The sequence below is a fragment of the Aerococcaceae bacterium zg-252 genome (assembly GCA_016237705.1).
GTDB classification, from domain to species: domain Bacteria; phylum Bacillota; class Bacilli; order Lactobacillales; family Aerococcaceae; genus Globicatella; species Globicatella yangjingiae.
In genome coordinates this window covers 346,642-364,572 of sequence record CP066204.1, presented here as the reverse complement: position 1 = coordinate 364,572, position 17,931 = coordinate 346,642, and the positions used below count along the sequence as shown (strand labels likewise).

General features: G+C 35.3%; 15 protein-coding genes and 1 tRNA gene. 5 read left to right on the top strand and 11 right to left on the bottom strand.

Translation table 11 applies throughout. The annotated features are described in order from the left end of the window. Positions 1-39 precede the first annotated feature (39 nt). Complete coding sequence (locus JDW14_01795) at positions 40-1,584, top strand: family 43 glycosylhydrolase (protein ID QQD65879.1); 1,545 nt, start codon at positions 40-42, stop codon at positions 1,582-1,584. Between the two features lie 180 nt (positions 1,585-1,764). Here the strand turns inward: JDW14_01795 and araA are convergent, their stop codons facing one another. From araA to JDW14_01780, 3 genes are read right to left on the bottom strand one after another with little or no spacing between them, the layout of a single operon-like run. After that, positions 1,765-3,183 carry an L-arabinose isomerase gene (gene araA, locus JDW14_01790; GenBank protein QQD65878.1) on the bottom strand — a complete coding sequence of 473 codons (1,419 nt, stop codon included), beginning with the start codon at positions 3,181-3,183 and terminating at the stop codon, positions 1,765-1,767. A 38-nt stretch (positions 3,184-3,221) separates the two neighbouring features. Then, complete coding sequence (locus tag JDW14_01785; protein QQD65877.1) at positions 3,222-3,917, bottom strand: L-ribulose-5-phosphate 4-epimerase; 696 nt, start codon at positions 3,915-3,917, stop codon at positions 3,222-3,224. 46 nt (positions 3,918-3,963) lie between these two features. Further along, positions 3,964-5,550 carry an FGGY-family carbohydrate kinase gene (locus tag JDW14_01780; GenBank protein QQD66472.1) on the bottom strand — a complete coding sequence of 529 codons (1,587 nt, stop codon included), beginning with the start codon at positions 5,548-5,550 and terminating at the stop codon, positions 3,964-3,966. Between the two features lie 228 nt (positions 5,551-5,778). Between JDW14_01780 and JDW14_01775 the strand changes: the two genes are divergently transcribed. From JDW14_01775 to trmB, 4 genes are all read left to right on the top strand, one after another. Further along, a complete protein-coding gene (locus JDW14_01775) occupies positions 5,779-6,852 on the top strand; it encodes a GntR family transcriptional regulator (protein ID QQD65876.1) in 1,074 nt (357 codons plus the stop codon). A gap of 137 nt (positions 6,853-6,989) precedes the next feature. Continuing rightward, positions 6,990-7,322: a PepSY domain-containing protein gene (locus JDW14_01770; protein ID QQD65875.1), complete on the top strand. Its 333-nt coding sequence runs from the start codon at positions 6,990-6,992 to the stop codon at positions 7,320-7,322. Positions 7,323-7,402: 80 nt separating this feature from the next. Then, a complete protein-coding gene (locus tag JDW14_01765) occupies positions 7,403-8,224 on the top strand; it encodes a phosphotransferase family protein (GenBank protein ID QQD65874.1) in 822 nt (273 codons plus the stop codon). Then, positions 8,208-8,849, top strand: coding sequence for a tRNA (guanosine(46)-N7)-methyltransferase TrmB (gene trmB, locus JDW14_01760; protein QQD65873.1), 642 nt, complete (start codon positions 8,208-8,210; stop codon positions 8,847-8,849). Before JDW14_01765 ends, trmB begins: the two co-directional genes overlap by 17 nt. Positions 8,850-8,968: 119 nt before the next feature. Here trmB and JDW14_01755 read toward each other — a convergent pair. From JDW14_01755 to JDW14_01720, 8 genes are all read right to left on the bottom strand, one after another. Beyond that, positions 8,969-9,041, bottom strand: a tRNA-Val gene (locus tag JDW14_01755). A 121-nt stretch (positions 9,042-9,162) separates the two neighbouring features. Then, a complete protein-coding gene (locus tag JDW14_01750; GenBank protein ID QQD65872.1) occupies positions 9,163-10,899 on the bottom strand; it encodes a hypothetical protein in 1,737 nt (578 codons plus the stop codon). 225 nt (positions 10,900-11,124) lie between these two features. Further along, on the bottom strand, positions 11,125-11,733 hold the full coding sequence (locus JDW14_01745; protein ID QQD65871.1) for an energy-coupled thiamine transporter ThiT: 609 nt from the start codon (positions 11,731-11,733) through the stop codon (positions 11,125-11,127). Between the two features lie 67 nt (positions 11,734-11,800). Next, a complete protein-coding gene (locus tag JDW14_01740) occupies positions 11,801-13,483 on the bottom strand; it encodes a ribonuclease J (protein ID QQD65870.1) in 1,683 nt (560 codons plus the stop codon). Positions 13,484-13,779: 296 nt separating this feature from the next. Continuing rightward, positions 13,780-13,971 carry a hypothetical protein gene (locus JDW14_01735; GenBank protein QQD65869.1) on the bottom strand — a complete coding sequence of 64 codons (192 nt, stop codon included), beginning with the start codon at positions 13,969-13,971 and terminating at the stop codon, positions 13,780-13,782. Positions 13,972-14,162: 191 nt separating this feature from the next. After that, positions 14,163-15,971, bottom strand: a complete 1,809-nt coding sequence (gene pepF / locus JDW14_01730; GenBank protein QQD65868.1) for an oligoendopeptidase F — start codon at positions 15,969-15,971, stop codon at positions 14,163-14,165. 126 nt (positions 15,972-16,097) lie between these two features. Then, entirely contained in the window at positions 16,098-17,168 is a 1,071-nt protein-coding gene (locus tag JDW14_01725; protein ID QQD65867.1) for a hypothetical protein, read from the bottom strand. 52 nt (positions 17,169-17,220) lie between these two features. Next, positions 17,221-17,922 (bottom strand): adaptor protein MecA, encoded by a 702-nt coding sequence (locus JDW14_01720; protein ID QQD65866.1) that lies wholly within the window; start codon positions 17,920-17,922, stop codon positions 17,221-17,223. Positions 17,923-17,931 lie beyond the last annotated feature (9 nt).

The window sequence follows — 17,931 nt, the reverse complement described above, 5'->3', positions numbered from 1 at the left end:
AAGCAAGTTTACTAATAACAACAGAAAGGATTTTAGAAGATGACAGTCACACACTATACCAATCCTATATTACGTGGAATGTACCCAGACCCTAGCATTGTCAGAGTGGATAATACCTATTATATGGTAAACTCAACATTCGAATATTTTCCAGGAATCGCCTTATCTAAATCAACAGATTTATTAAATTGGACAAAATTACCAAGTATTATTCAAGAAAAAAGTCAAGCTGATTTAGAAAAAGCTCAATCGAATGAAGGTATTTTTGCCGTTTGTATTCGCTACATTAATGAAACATTTTATGTTATTACCACAAACTTTGCAGAATTTAAAAACTTTATTATCGCAGGAAAATTAGCAGCAGACGGACAAAGCATTATTTGGGAATCTAAACGTACTGAATTAAACATTATGGGTATTGACCCTGATTTATATTTTGAAGACGGCCGTACATATGTTCAATTTACTGGATATATTGATGACAAAGGCACTAAAGCGATTCAACAAGTAGAAATCGAATTAACAACCGGAGAAATTCTACGTGGCCCAGAAGTTATCAGTTTTGGAACAGGTGGACGTGATGTAGAAGGCCCACACATTCTCAACCAAAAAGGTTATTATTATTTACTCGCTGCTGAAGGTGGAACAGGTATTGGACACATGATTACTATGTTTAGAAGTAAATCATTATGGGGGCCTTTCGAAAGTGCTCCAACTAATCCACTTTTCACTAACCGAGACCGAGCAAGTCAACCATTACAAAATATCGGCCATGCTGATTTATTCCAAGACCAACATCAAAATTGGTGGCTAACCTGTTTAGGTACTCGCCCTGCTACCGTTGGATTTGTTAACTATACCAATATCGGTCGTGAAACTTTACTCTACCCTGTCGATTGGTCAGATGAATGGCCAGTTATCTATAATGGTGTGCCCGAAGAAATGGTTTCGCTAAAAGATTTTAGTGAACATGCAAAAGTGTTAGGCGAGCAACAAATCAATGCCTTTATCGATAACTTTGAGCATGAACAATTAAATCCTGAGTGGATTACTTTAAGACAGCCTTTAGGTGAACGTTTGGCATTAAGTAAGAATCAACTAACTTTATTAGGTAGTCCATTTACCTTATCCGATATTGCGACACCAAGTTTTTTAGCTATCCGACAAACTGAACATCAAGAAGTCTTCCACATCGAGATTTCTGAGAACAGCACTTGTCAAAATGGTTCAATTGGTATTGCTTGTATGATTAATAATACACATCATGCTGCTATTTTAGTTTCCGAAAACGAAATGGGTAGTTACGATGTGTATAAAGCAGTTACTATCTTAGATTTAGAAATCAACGAAAAAATTGGTACATTGGGACAAAAACCAACAACTTTTAGCTTAACCAATACTGTTGACGCTAAAGTATTCAATGTAAGTAATCAAAGTGAAGCAGTTGAGTACTCTGTTCATGCGATGCATTTTTCAAACGAGGCGATTGCAGCATTAAATACTGGTGATATGCAAGGGATTTATGTATTAGGTGATGCTAAGGCAGTTGTGACGAAAGCGATGAGAGAAACTATAGAAGAATAATGAATACAATGAAGTGTTATTTATTCTTGTAAAAACATATGATATTCATATCTTCTAGAAATAAAAATCAATAATTTATCCCTCATCAAAATTTGACACTTAATTTTGGTGAGGGATACAATGTATAAGATATTAAAAAATACCCAAGTTGTTACACTCAGGTACTTTCCACTTAAATTACTACTTTATCAATACATAAGGAACATCAACCATTTTCGCCCATGTAATAATTTGGTCACTGGTTACATTTAATGATAGAACCGTATGATGCCCACCGCCTGCTTCAATCCATGCTTTGACACCTTCTTGGAAATTCGGTTTTACTGTCCAAAGTACACGAGCTACCGGCAATTTAGGCGCATCTACTGTTGGCTCAAAGGCAGAAACTTCATTAATCAATAATTTGAACTCTGTTCCAAAATCAGCCATTGAAACCACCACTCCAGCACCTGATTTACCATCAAAAACCAAACGTGCAGGATCTGCTTTATCACCAATACCTAGAGGAGACACTAAAATCTTCGGTTTGTTATTTGCTAAACTTGGATCCACCTCTAACATATGTGATTGTAAAATTGCTTCATGCCCTTGACTTAATTCATACGTATAATCTTCCATAAATCCTGTATTTTGATTATGTGACATTATCTTCATAAAGCGGTCAAGCGCTGCTGTTTTCCAATCTCCCTCTCCAGCAAAGCCATAACCCTCTGCCATTAATCTTTGCACTGCCAATCCAGGCAATTGCTCTAAGCCATATAAATCTTGGAAATTACTAGAAAATGCCGTATAACCTCCTTCTTCTAAGAAACGTTTTAATGCAATTTCATATCTCGCTTGCACTTTAACATGATGCTCCCATGTTTCTATATCATAATCAGCGTAATCAAAGTCATATAAATCACGATAAGATTCAAATAATGCATCAACTTCTTCTTCCGTCACAGCATTGACAACTTCAACTAAATCCCCAATAGCAAAATAATCAACAGTCCAGCCAAATTTTATTTGAGCTTCAATTTTATCACCGTCTGTCACAGCAACATCACGCATATTGTCACCAAATCGTGCTACTTTAATTGAGAATCCTTCATTATAGGCTACTGCTACATCCATCCATTCACCAATTTCTCTTTGAACCGACTCATTACGCCAATAGCCAGCAATCACTTTATTATTCTTTTTCAAACGCGCATTAATGAAGCCATACTCACGATCTCCATGAGCTGATTGATTTAAATTCATAAAATCCATGTCAATTGATGCCCAAGGAATCGATTCATTATATTGAGTCGCTAAATGCAACAAAGGTTTTTGTAATAAAGAAGTTCCACGAATCCACATTTTTGCAGGTGAAAAAGTATGCATCCAAGTAATAACACCTGCTACTTCATCACGATAGTTGATTTCTTTCATCAATTTAGTAATCACTTTAGCTGAAACTGCTAATTCCTCTTGAAACACAACTGGATAAGGTAATTTACCAGACTGATTAAATACTTCTGCCATTTCTCTCGCATGCTCACGAACTTCTTCTAATGCCTCCGGTCCATACAAGTGTTGTGCTCCTACAATAAACCAAAATACTTTATTTTCCATAAAATTATACCTCCGTAATATTTTTACTTATATTAAACTTATTTCTGTCCATAATACGCATTTTTACCATGTTTACGTAAATAATGCTTATCTAATATTTCCTGCGGCAATTCTGGCGCAAATGGATTTAACATTCGTGTATAGTAATTCATTCTACAAATTTCTTCCAAAACAACAGCATGCATTACCGCATCATTCGCATTTTCCCCCCATGTAAAAGGTCCATGCCCTTGCAATAAAATAGCAGGAATCGCAACAGGATCAATTGCTCGTTGTTTAAAGGTCTCTACAATTAAATTACCTGTTTCACGTTCATATCCAGCTGCTAATTCAGCTGCCGTTAAGAAACGAGCACAAGGAACACTTCCATAAAACGTATCTGCATGTGTTGTTCCCATTGCAGGTACATCTTGTCCAGATTGCGCCCAACTTGTTGCCCATGGTGAATGTGTATGAACAATACCACCAATCGAATCAAAATTTTTATATAAAACAGCATGTGTTGGCATATCAGATGAAGGACGTAATTTTCCTTCTACAACATTACCGTCAAAATCACATACTACCATATCTTCTGCAGTCATTCGTTCATAATCAACACCAGATGGCTTAATTACAAATACTTGCAATTCTCTATCAACTGCACTCACATTTCCCCAAGTATATTTTATTAACCCCCGTTGAGGCAGCTCTAAATTCGCCTGAAACACTTCTTCTTTTAACTTTTCTAACATTTTACTACCTACCTCTTTGTACTAAGTAAGCTTGAATTATTCAAACTCACCACGCTTCTCCTGCTATTTTCTCTACTTGTATCGCTGACTTGAATTGCTGCTTAAATCGTTTAAATCCCTCCACATCTGCTTCATTCGGTTCAATCGTTTCAATCACTGTGTTTTTAAACACTATCTCATCTAAATATTGAGCCAAACTCATCTCACTATATTTAAGATAATCTGCTAATAAGGCAATCCCCCACGCTCCACCTTCTCCTGCCGTTTCCATTACCGACACCGGTGTATTAATACTTGCTGCTAATAATGTCTGTGCCACTCGTGGTGTTTTAAAAATACCCCCATGACCTAAGATTTGTTCTATCTTTATCTGTTCTTTCTCAGTCAATATCTCCATTCCAATCGCCAATGTCGTAAAAGCTGATAGAATATGACTTCGCATTAAATTCCCTACTGTTAAACGACTCTCTGGTGTGCGTATCACAAGCGGTCGTCCTTCTTGAACATTCGTAATACTCTCCCCTGAAAAATATCCAATACTCATCACATCGCCACAATCTTTATCGCCTTCAAGTGCTTGATTAAATAAAAGTGCATACGTATCACTTAATGTTTGTTGTGGATTTAAGAATTGACTGTATTCATGAAAGAGTTTGACCCATGCATTAATATCCGAACTGCAGTTATTAGCATGTACCATCGCAACATTATCCCCTACCGGAGTTGTCACGATATCAATTTCAGGGTATTGAGAATTTAAATCTTGTTCTAATACAACCATTGAGAAAATAGAAGTACCAGCTGAAACATTTCCCGTCTTAGGTGCGATACTATTCGTTGCGACCATACCCGTTCCTGCATCCCCTTCTGGTGGACATAATGGAATACCTGCCTCTAATACTCCTGTTGGGTCTAGACGTTTTGCTCCCTCTTGCGTCAAGATTCCTGCAACCTGTCCAGCAGATAATACTTTCGGTAATCGTGTTACCAATTGCCATGGCACCTGTTCAGAAACTAGCCTATCAAATTGTTCGAGAAATGCTTGGCGATAATCTGCTGTCTTGGCATCAATCGGAAACATACCTGAAGCATCTCCTACACCCAACACTTTTTCACCAGTTAAACACCAATGAACATAGCCAGATAAGGTTGTCAGATAGGCAACATTCTCAACATGAGGTTCTTTATTCAACATTGCTTGATACAAATGGGCAATACTCCAACGTTCTGGAATATTAAATTCAAATATTTCACTCAACAGACTGGCAGCTTGATGTGTTATCGTATTACGCCAAGTGCGAAATGGCACTAATAATTGATTCTCTTGGTCAAATGCTAAATAACCATGCATCATCGCACTAATGCCAATACTACCTATCGTCGTTAACGCAACACCATATTGTTTTTGAACCTTTGCAGCAAGTTCAGAATATGCCGACTGAATACCATTCCATACTTCTTCTAAATCATATGTCCAAATACCGTCTTTCAATTGGTTTTCCCATTCATAATTACCGGACGCAATAACATTTTGCTCGTCATCAATTAATATCGCTTTTATCCGTGTTGAGCCTAATTCAATTCCTAAGGCTGTGTTCCCCTCTTGAATCGCTTGTGTGACTTGACCCATGATAATACCTCCTAAAACGTTTTCTAGTAATTAAAATTTTAACACAGATGTACGTATATGTAAAACTGTTTCAATAAAATGTTCGAACATCTAGAAGTGAATTAATGGCTATAATTTGCACTATTTCTACATTTTTACAGTGTCATCTAATAATGCCTTAGAATGAATATTGCATACATCTTCAATATTGGATAGAATAAGATGTACGTATATGATAGAAAGAGGTTCATTATGACTGTAAAATATCGCCGTATCGCAGAAGATATACAAAAAAAAATCATTCATCAAGAATTTGAAGTTGGCACTATGATTCCTCCCGAAAGTAAACTGCAAGAAATATATCAAGTTAGTCGCCATACGATACGACAAGCCATCAGTTTATTAGTAGAAAAAGGGTATTTACGTGCTGAAAAAGGAATTGGTACTTTTGTACTGGAACCTCAATTAGACAGCGCTCAAAATACAAAAACAATTGGTGTGATCACTACCTATTTATCTGATTATATTTTCCCTAAAATTATTGAGGGCATCGAAGAAACATTACGTGCTCAAGGCTACTCAATGCTCGTAGGTGCCACAAACAATGACCCTGTACAGGAAGAAATTTGCATTCAATCCATGCTTAAGCAAGGTGTTGAAGGCTTATTAATTGAACCTACTTCAAGTAATCTTTTCAATCCTAATATTGCTTATTATTCGAAGTTAAAAGAAAAAAATATCCCTATTTTATTTTTTAATGCTTACTACGACTTATTGGATATGCCCTATATTAGTATCGATGACTCAAGCGCTGGAGAAATGACTACTCAACATTTAATCACATATGGTCATACCAATATAACACTCTTAACAAAATCAGATGACATTCAAGGAAAATTAAGGATGAAGGGTTTCATTAGGGCTCATGAAAAAAATAATCTGACTTTTACAATGGAAAATATCATCCAATTTAATACCCATAACCAAAAAGAAAAAATTAAGCAATTTGCTCACCAATTGGTTATTCAAAAAAATCGCCCTTCTGCAATTGTTTGTTATAACGATGAAGTAGCTAGTTATTTAATTCAGCAACTTGAAAAAAGTAACCTACATGTACCAAAAGATATTTCCATTATCAGTCATGACAATTCATATTTAGCTAAAGTATTTCGTTTAACAAGCATTATTCACCCTCAAAAAGATTTAGGCATCGAAGCAGCACAAAACATTATTGATTCTTTAGAAAAACATAAAGCATTACACACAAAACTATACCCACCTCACTTAAAAACAAGAGAATCTGTCGCAAAATTAACAGTTATTTAAATGAAGAAGGGGATATCTCAATATAAATATTCCGTTCTTCATCCCTTCTTTTCACGACTGGCATTTCTCTGCCAAAACGCTAAAATTATGGTATACTACTATAAGCAAACAGTTTTTTAATAACGGAGGTTCATGAGATGTCAAAACATAAAAATAATACCTTAGCAGGACTAGTTTTATTAGCAACTGGTTTAGTCATCGGGGCAGCAGGTGCACTGTTTTATAAAGAAATCAAATTAAAAAATCCAGCCTTAATATTAGAAGATGTCAAACAGCAATTTAAAGAACAAGGAACGATTACCGGCTCATGGATTGACTATGACGCCGTTGAGTATGAAATATTTGAAAGTAAACCACTTGTTTATTTTGGTGGCATCTCTCGTAAAGAAGATGATAAAATTGTGACCTATCAATTTGCATGTGATGCTTACACCGGCGAAATTTTAGATATTTTTGAATACCAAGCATAATTTACACTTGACCAACACGCATACTTTGATACAATGAAAGTTGCGTGTTATTTATTTTAATTGATAAGGAGGATAATAGAATGGCATTTGACGGCCGAAATGAATGGCAAATGTATCCATTAAGTGGTGGATCTGGCGAAGCATTTATGGGCGTTCGTAATAATGAAAAAGTCTTTTTCAAACGCAATTCATCACCATTTATTCCTTCCTTATCAGCTGAAGGTTTAGCACCAAAATTAATGTGGACACAACGCACTTATTCTGGTGATTTATTAACAGCACAAGAATGGAAAAATGCAACACAATTAACCAAGCAACATATGAATGATGAGCGAGTTATTCAATTAATTCGACACATACATCAATCGGATCATTTACTAATGTTGTTACGCCGAGTTCAAAATGAAGCCTTTATTCCCATTGATTTTATCGACCGTTATTTTGACAATCTACCCCCTTCATTATATTCACATCAATTTTTTAATCAGGTAATTCGTTCATTAGAAGATATGGTAGATGATGATTTTTATCATTGCCGTTACGCTGTGTGTCATGGAGATTTAAATCATAATAATTTTATGATTGATGACTCACGAGAAATCTTTTTAGTTGACTGGGAAGAAGTTAAAATCGCTGACCCAATTAGTGATATTACTTGGCTCTTACTTCAATATTATCAGCCGAGTGAATGGATGAATTGGTTTGAATTATATGACTTTGAAATTGATGAGACATTTTATAAGCGTGTTAAATGGTATAGCCTAATGAATTGTTTATTATTGATTAAGCAATTCTCCATTGAAAATAGACCACAACAAATGAACCACTATATATTATTATTAAAAAAAATCTACGATGCAGAAGATTTATCAAAGGAGGAAACGCATGCGACTGAGAAATAAACCTTGGGCACAAGACAAACTCGATGCTCATCCAGAATATGTACCACAACAAGCTGAATCTTTACGAGGAAAATGGCAAACTCGCTTTAGTAAAGTCCAACCAATCCATATCGAAGTTGGATCTGGTAAAGGTCGTTTCATTACTGAAATGGCAAAAGCTCATCCAGATGTGAACTATATTAGTATTGAAATTCAAACAAGCGTCATTGTCAGCGTACTTGACTTACAATTAGAAGCTCAATTACCTAATTTACAAATTTTGCATGCTGACGGTCGTAATCTTGACCAATATTTTGCACCCGGAGAAGTCAGTCGTGTTTACTTAAACTTTTCAGACCCATGGCCTAAAAAACGTCATGAAAAACGACGCTTAACTTCTCCAAGCTTTTTAAGTCAGTATCAAACTATCTTAACAGAGAACGGCGAAATTCATTTCAAAACCGATAACCAAGGCTTATTCGAATATTCACTCTTTGCTTTCTCGCAATACGGTGTCAAATTGAAGCAAGTTTGGTTAGATTTACATCAGTCTAATTTTGACGGTAATATTATGACGGAATATGAGGAGAAATTTTCAAGTCGTGGTCAGAGAATTTATCGACTTGAGGCATATTTTGGAGAATGAAAAATATCGCTCTGTAAGTAAGATTACTCGTTACTTACAGAGCGATAAATTTTTTATTTACCCTAACACAAAAACATGGAGATTACGCAACAACATCGCATAATCTCCACACACATCTATGGTCCATGCCGGGTTCGAACCAGCGACCCCCAGCTTGTCGAGCTGGTGCTCTCCCAACTGAGCTAATGAACCAAACTATAATTTCATTATACGCAATTACGGTAAGATTGCAATCCTACCATAACAACTGTAACTACACAAAAAATACCAGTAAGTATACTCGCTTACTGGCATTTTTATTTTTGTAGAAGACTTATTCGTTCTCTACTACTGGTGTTGTGACTTCTTCCTCAACAACTTTTTCAAATTCACTAGTCTCAGTTGGAGTCATTTCAGTACTTAATTCAGACGCAGTTGTTTCGTTTGCTACTTCTAACACTGGATTATTTTCAGCTGAAACATTCACATTTTCGGCTTCTAAGCGTTTAATATCAGAATCAGAAGTTAGTTTATTATTATCAACGTTTAACTGGCCTAAATTCGGTACATTCGTTAAAGTTGCAAGTGATGCTATTTCATTATCCGAAGCTACCACAGATTCTAATTTTTCTTTATTTGCAAGTGGTGCTAAATCAGAAATATGATTATGACTCGCATAAACACCTTCTAATTGTGCACTATTTACACCCTCTAATGAAGTCAAATGATTGTGCTCAACAGAAAGAAGACGTAAATTTTGATGTTCTTTCAAGAAATCTAATGAAGTTAATTCATTATAATCTAAATTTAGCCCCTCAAGTTTTAGTAAAGATTTTAATACCTCAACCTTATCATTTGTTAATTTATTTCCAGCTGCAGCCACTACTTTTAAATCAGGGAAATCACGTAAAAATTCAATAGACTCTAAATCATTTTGCGAAATATCAACGCCCTCTAAATACTTAAATTGATGCAAGAAATCATAATTTTTAATACCCGTCGCTGTCATCCATAACTGTTTAAGATTTTTGAATTGTAATACAGGCGTTACATCATCAATTTTTGTAAATCCAATTCCTAACACTTCAATATTTGGAATAAGCTCTAAACCTTTGCGTGTTAGTGGATTAGCAATTTCACCAATATTAATCGATTTAACACTTGCTAAATACTCTTTTAATTTTACAGGGTCCGTTTCATTTGCAGGAAATGGTATTGTTGAATCAGCATGTACTAAAGCATGCACTATTTCATGATCTATACCCATTTTTTCTAATGCTTCCATTCCAACTTTTAAATCATCATGATTATGACCTTCATGGTGCTCGTGCCCACTATCTTCATGACCGTCATGTGAATGTTCATGATCGTGACTATGCTCCTCATCTGCATGGTCATGTGAATGATTATGTCCCTCATGTCCATGGTCATGACTGTGTCCCTCGTGCGAGTGGTCATGGTCGTGATGATGTCCTTCATGTCCGTGGTCATGACTGTGTCCCTCGTGCGAGTGGTCATGGTCGTGATGATGTCCTTCATGTCCGTGGTCATGACTGTGTCCCTCGTGCGAGTGGTCATGGTCGTGATGATGTCCTTCATGTCCGTGGTCATGCTCGTGATGTCCATGTGAATGATAATGTTCATGTAATTCATCAATTAAGTTTTTCAATTCTTCTGTTGGCTTAATTTTTGAAAAAGATTCATGTGTTTCTTCATCTGGCGTATTTAAATCAAAAACAACTGCATCATGGAAAAAGGCATCAGCAACAATAACATAACGCTCCTCAACAAGCGTAATAAATGTTCCTAGTAAAGTAATTCGATCCTCTACTCGTGTATTAATGGCTTTTAATACATCTGCATCAATGTTCAAAACTTTTGCAATTTGTTCAAGCTCATCACCTTTTTTAATTTGATAAATAAGAACATCTTCTTTATCTTCAAAATGCACTAATTCTTGTTTAATATCATCAACCGTTCTCATATTCGCTGTTGCAAAAACTGCCTGCGAAGTATAACTTGCTAATAAAATTGCCGATGCACTAATTAATATTGAACGTTTTATTTTCATTTTAATTCTCCTCATAATCAATTATTTCTATTTTCTATACACCAAATCATAAAACGTATTATTTACAATTTAATAAAGAACACTTTTATCTTACCAATGATTGCACCGATTGTAAATAGTAATAATAACTTTTAATTCAATTATCATAAAAAATTCTTATTTCACTCTATCACAAAAACAGCCTAGTTATACCCTACTGGTCAACTAAGCTGTTTTGATAAAGTTTTAATCATTTAATAAGCGAGACGTCTCTTTGCGTGATAAATACTTACTACGTTTAGGAATAATCCAATCTGGTTTAATTTGTGCTATGACAGATAACACGACAAATGAAAGGATAGCAGTTAATAATGCCCCTCCCCAAGCAATTAAGTCATTCCATAAAACACCTTGTAGTGGAAGTACTAAAATGATTGGCAATGCAATATAGCGAATCATAAAAGCTAATATCGCTACAATTAAATTAGCTGTTGCAATATTAAGCCGTGTTGATGAAAGACGGCGGTTATTCAGTGTTTTTTGCGTGTATTTTGCAAAGAATCCTGCACATCCAACTGCTAATAATGGTGTCATTTCTAGTAATAAACGTGATAACACCGGCAATTCAGAATCAAAAGTTATTAAAGCGTTCACTAAGCCAGTAACGGCTGCCACTAGAATAGCAAATGCCCCTCCATGACGGAGAGCTAACCAAATCAATGGAATTATTCCTAACATTAAAGGCAGTGAATAATTCAAGCGTAATCCTTGTTCTACATTGAGAAAACGCCATAAAACGACTAATCCCAACGCAATAAGTCCGTCCATTAATAAACGAACGATTCGTTTGTTCATATATATTCTCCTTATTTATGCTCGCTTAGGTAGACATCAAGCCCATACACCCACACTCACATTCTATTTATTCATTTGGCATCTGATAGCTTGATGCTTCCATAATAATCGGCAATACAACTGGACGACGTTTTGTTTCTTGATACAAGTAGCGTCCAATTTGATCACGAATGTCTTGCTTTAATTCATTCCAATCAAAATTATCGCTCGCTAAATGTTTATCCAATGTGTCCAATGTCATCGTCGAACATGTTTGTAAAATTTCAATATTTTCTTTAACGTAAATGAAACCACGTGAAGTAATTTGTGGACCTACTAAAACTCTTCCTAAGCGTCGGGAAATTGTTGCCACTACAATAAAGATTCCCTCTTCACTCAAAATACGGCGGTCACGTAAAACGACACTACCAATATCACCCACACCAATACCGTCAACTAACACATCTCCGGCTTCAACTTGTTTTGTAATTTGCAATACACCTTGATGCAATTCAATTACATCACCTAATGCCGGCAGCAATAATTGTTCATCTTTATAACCTAATTGTCGTGCCAACACTGCATGAGCATTTTGCATGCGATATTCACCATTTACTGGAATTAAATATTTTGGTTTTAAGAAATTCAACATTAATTTCAAATCCGTTTGGCTAGCATGCCCACTCGTACTAATATGGTCTGTAATCTCTTGAACCGTTGCACCACAACGATACACTTGGTCTTTAATGCGTGCCATTGTCGTTTCAAATGCCAATGACGGAGTTGATGCGATATAGACTAAATCGCCCTCTTTAATCTTTACCTGACGATGTTGACCACGGCACATTGCTTCAACAGCTTTCAGTGGTTCGCCTACATCACCTGTTTCTAAAATAACAACTTCTTCATCAGGTGTCGTATTCAACTGCTTAATTTGCCCTAAAATACGGCGACTAGGAATTTTGATTTTATCCATTTTTAAAGCTGTATCAACAATATCATATAACTCAGTACCAGAGAAAAAGATTTTACGATTCGTATGGTAAGCTGCATCCATTACTTGTTGGATACGTGAAATATTACTTCCGATACAAGCAACGATGACACGGCCGTCAGCATTCGAAAATGTTTCAACAATTTCATCCAATACTCGTAAATCACTCACATTTTCAAAACTGCTTTCCGCATTAGCAGAGTCGCTTAATAATGCTAATACCCCTGCTTCACCAATATCGGTTAGTCTACCAAATTCGGTTTGATACAATGGTGTCGCACCAGCATCAAAACGAAAATCACCCGTATAAACAATTTGTCCCTCATCTGTATGAATGACAATCCCTACTGAATCTGGAATCGAGTGCGTCGTTTTAAAAAATGTAACCTGTGCGTCTTCAAATTCGATTTCCATTTTTTCATCAATTTTAAAGAAATTTTCTAAACGGTCACCTAATCCTTTTGCCTTAGCTGTAATGGACGCAATCGCAATCGTAAATTCTGTCCCAAAAACAGGTGCATCTACCACTTCTAATAAATACGGTAATGCGCCCACTGCATCAGCATGCCCATGTGTTAAGAAAATACCAACAATACGTTCTTTATTCTCTTCCAAATAAGAAAAATCTGGAATTACATAATCAATCCCTAACATTTCTCCCTCTGGATATACTAATCCACAGTCAAGAACAAAAATCGATTGGTTCACCTCAACTGCATATAAATTTTTTCCTGATTCACGCACCCCACCAAGTGGGATGATTTGTATTTTGCTCATTTTACACCTCTAAATTATTTTTCCACTGTTTTTAAAAGAGTTATGCTACTTGCAGCTTTCTCTTTTCGTTAAGAATTATTATACCACAATTTCATGTTAAATATATTAGATTACTACGTTAAATTTGCACAACTCAATACATTTTGAATTTCAGCTTTATAATGAGATAAGGAAATTCAGAATTTATACTATTAAACTCATTTTTACATACTAAAAAAGATACTAATCAATCAAATTAGCATCTTTTTTATAACACGATACATCATTATCTATTTTAAATTTAACTACATTCTTATTTAATCTAGACTTTGATAATAAGGCTCAACAATTTCTTCCTCACTTAGCAAAAATCGGTCATTAAACGGTTCAGGATACAATGTTTCTGTATCTAATAAAAAGCGTTCGCTAAAAAAAGCTATATCCCGCTTTGTTTGGTTAACAATATTAACCAATGGCATGACACATAACAATATTAATAAATACTTCATTCAGTCCAGCCTCCATTTTGTGATTTCAATCAAAATAAAACGATTACAACAATATTAATTATAGCACACAATAAAAATAAAAAGACATTGCATAACTAAAATTTTTGACTTATTTCACCATGTTATGACGATAAACATAAAAATAGAACTGCAACCATGTTTTGATTACAGTCCTATATATTTGCTTACAATTATTGTTCTTTTAATAAGGCTTCAAATTCATTTAAGCGTGTTTCAAATACATCTAATGCTGCATCAATATAATCACTTTGTGTCATATCTAAACCAGCAGTTTTAATCGTATCAATCGGATACTGGCTGCTACCAGATTTCAAGAAACCTAAGTAACGTTCTAATGCACCTGCTTCACCCTCTAAAATTGCCTTAGAGAATGCAGTAGCTGCTGAGAATCCAGTCGCATATTGGAATACATAGTAATTATAGTAGAAATGTGGGATTCTTGACCATTCTAATGCAATTTCAGAATCTGAATTTACAGCGTCACCATAATATTTCTTATTCAATTCACGATAATTATCCGATAAGAATTGCTGTGTCAATGGTTGTCCAGCTGCATCTGATGTATACATAAAGTGTTCAAACTCTGCAAATTGTGTTTGACGGAAGATAGTTCCTTTTAATCCATCTAAGAAATGGTTTAAAATATATAAACGTACTGCTGGATCTTCGTATTTATCTAATAAATAGGCTGTCAACAAGTTCTCATTCGTAGTTGACGCAATTTCAGCTAAGAAAATTGAGTAATTACCATATACATACGGTTGATATTTATGTGTTAAATAGCTATGGGCACTATGACCTAATTCATGCACTAATGTATATAACCAATTAACATTATCTTGCCAATTCATTAAAATATATGGTTTTGTATCATACATACCAGATGAGTAAGCACCACTGCGTTTACCTTTGTTTTCATATAAATCAATCCAACGCTCATTAAATGCTTCTTCCATAATCGCTAAATACTCTTCACCTAATGGCGCCAATGCCTTCATAGTGATTTCTTTTGCTTCATCATATGTCATTTCAATTGGTGCTTCGCCTAATAATGGAGTATACATATCATACATTTGTAAGTCATCAATACCTAATAATTGTTGACGTAACGCTGTATAGCGATGTAATAAGTTCAAACGTTTCCCAACTGTATCTAATAATGTATCGTAAACAGATTCTGGTACATTATTATTAAACAAAGCTGCATGGCGTGCAGAATTAAAGCCACGAACTTTCGCATTAAAATTATTGACTTTAATATTATTAGATAATACTGATGCCATTGTGTTTTTAAATTGATTGTAGACAGAGTAAAATTGTTCAAAAGTATCTTTACGCACACGACGATTTGAGCTTTCTAACAATTTTCCATATAAGCTATGTGATAATTGAACTTTATTGCCATTTTCATCTTCAATTTCAGGGAATACTAAATCAGCATTATTTAACAAACTGAATGTACTACTTGCACCTTGGAAAATTTCTCCAGCTTGTGCTAATAATGTTTCAGCTTCTTTTGATAACACATGTGCACGTTTACGAGTGATGTTATCTAAAAATTGAGCATAAGCTTGTAAACGTTCATTACCCTCGATAAATGCTTTTAATGTTTCTTCTTCGATACTATTAATTTCAGGTGAGAAAAAGGCTGTTGCTTCTTCAACTTGACTATATAATTGTAAAGTACGAGCATTTAATTCTTGGTAAGTTGCATTGGCTGTATCTTGGTCATTTTTTAAATGTGCATACACATAGGCTTTTGATATTTTGCGTGATAATGCCAAATAAGCATCAATCGCATCTGCTAAATGCTCACTGCTTTGAGATAATGTACCAGACAATGCTGCTACTTCTGGTAATAAGGCTTTAATCGTTTCTAATTCAGCCTCTTGTTCAGCGTCTGACTCAAACATACTTGATAAATCCCAAGTGTATTGTACGTCCATTTCTTCACGAGTTTTTAAAGTACTCACTGTCATTCCTCCATACTATGATAATTCGAGATTCAAAGTAAAACCAGCCCACCGACAAAATCATCGTCACTGTCAACTGTCTTTACTTATCCTCAAACTCACTAATTAATTTATAATCAAAGTTTAACATAGCTAATCATGTTTGACAAACCAAACATTTTTTTCTTTTCTTTCCAAATGCCCAAAATAAGCAAAACATTGAATAAGTGCCTGCGTTAAATCATCTATCTTATCCTTATTAACCAGCGGCATAGACAAGAGTTGAATCTGTTGCTGCTCCACTAATACATTCAACTGCTCTTTAAGCTCTTCAAATGTAATACAATCATTAGGTGCTTGACGATATAAATAGAGCCAAACCAGTCCGAATAATTGCCAAGTTGGTGTAGCAATTAACAAGCATTCCCATGTGTGAGCAAATACCCATTCTGGTAAATCATATAAAGTAACCCCCTGCTTTCGTAACCCATTGAGAAAAGGAAAATATAGTTCTGCCTGCATCAAACTTTGTCTTAAACGATTTGGCTGAACATCTCGTTTTGTACGATAATGAAGTTTCGTGGCATTCGGTAAAGGTGAACTAGTTAAAACAGACGGTAATTGTTTCATCTCCGAAATGACAGTCTGACAACAGTGCCAAGATTCTGCACAGTAAATTATCGGTAAATGGGTATAAATAATAATTTCCTGCATTGAAATATCCACAGCATAGCCATGATAGCCGTATGAGTGATGATAGTAAAGCAATTGCTTTTGCCACTTTGATAATTTCGACCTTTGCCACTCAGCATTATCACCAAACCAATAGACATACGGTGTTACCGTTCGATACGCTTGATGTCGCTTCTGTAATATCTCTTCGTTTATTTTTGACTTTTGAAACTCCAATATCATCGGCGGCTCTGTTGCATACCATACATCAACTTGTTGTTGAATCGTATCAAGCCAATATTCAATCTGTGCACCGCCATATCCTTGAGCTAATAATGTTTTTACAGCTTGATGTTGTTGACTCTCACCTTGTCGTTTCATTGCTCGTCCAGCCAATTGACAAGCTTCAAGATGAGCAAAATAATACTTCTGCTTTTTACTCATTTTAACGATTACTGGCTGTTGACATTTCGGACAAACATAGCGTCCTGATGGTGACTGTAATTGCTGTGCATAAATTAAATTATTTTCCTCATCTAATGCTGCATACATACTAAAAACCCCCTACTTGAGTAAATACACAAGTAAGGAGCAAATTACTCTATTAAAAATGCGTTCCAAAATAATAAATACTGTCTACCGAGCGAATTAAATCACCGTATTCTTCCAAGATAGCAAGCGTAGCTGGGTGTGCTTCTCCATAATCCAGCATTTTTAAGACACTAAAGTACGGTTCAGTGCCTGGAACCAAATCTTCAAAATGATAAATATGGAAGAAATAGCGACCATTCATTTCATATAAGTCACCTTCTAAACCATAATCCTTAGCCAAACGTGCGAATTGAATAAAATCATCTAATGTTTCAAAACACACAACTGGATAACTATAAAAGGCATCCTCATCTAATTCATCAGTTTCACTATCTGAGTCATTTCCGTTTTCTAACATACTTTTTCTAATTTGCTCAATGCGTTCACGTGGCGTCATTGAGGCAGAAGAGTTTTCTGCTTTACGTTCACGTAGACGCTTAAATATCTCCGTATCCCAAAAGTTTTCCATTTCATCAAAACTCGCACGGCTAATGTATAACTCAATACCATTATTGCTTGGAATTACTTGGAAAGTAATCGTTTCAGAATCATAAAATTGTTGCTCAACGCCTACTTCCGTTAGAATTGAATAGAAAAACTTCTCTACACTCGCTTGGTCACTAATCAAATCTAAAAAATTAATACCACGTTCTTCTAAGTCTTCTACATCAATGATGACCTTAATTAAATTTTCATTGATACGTTCCATTTCCATCTACGTCAC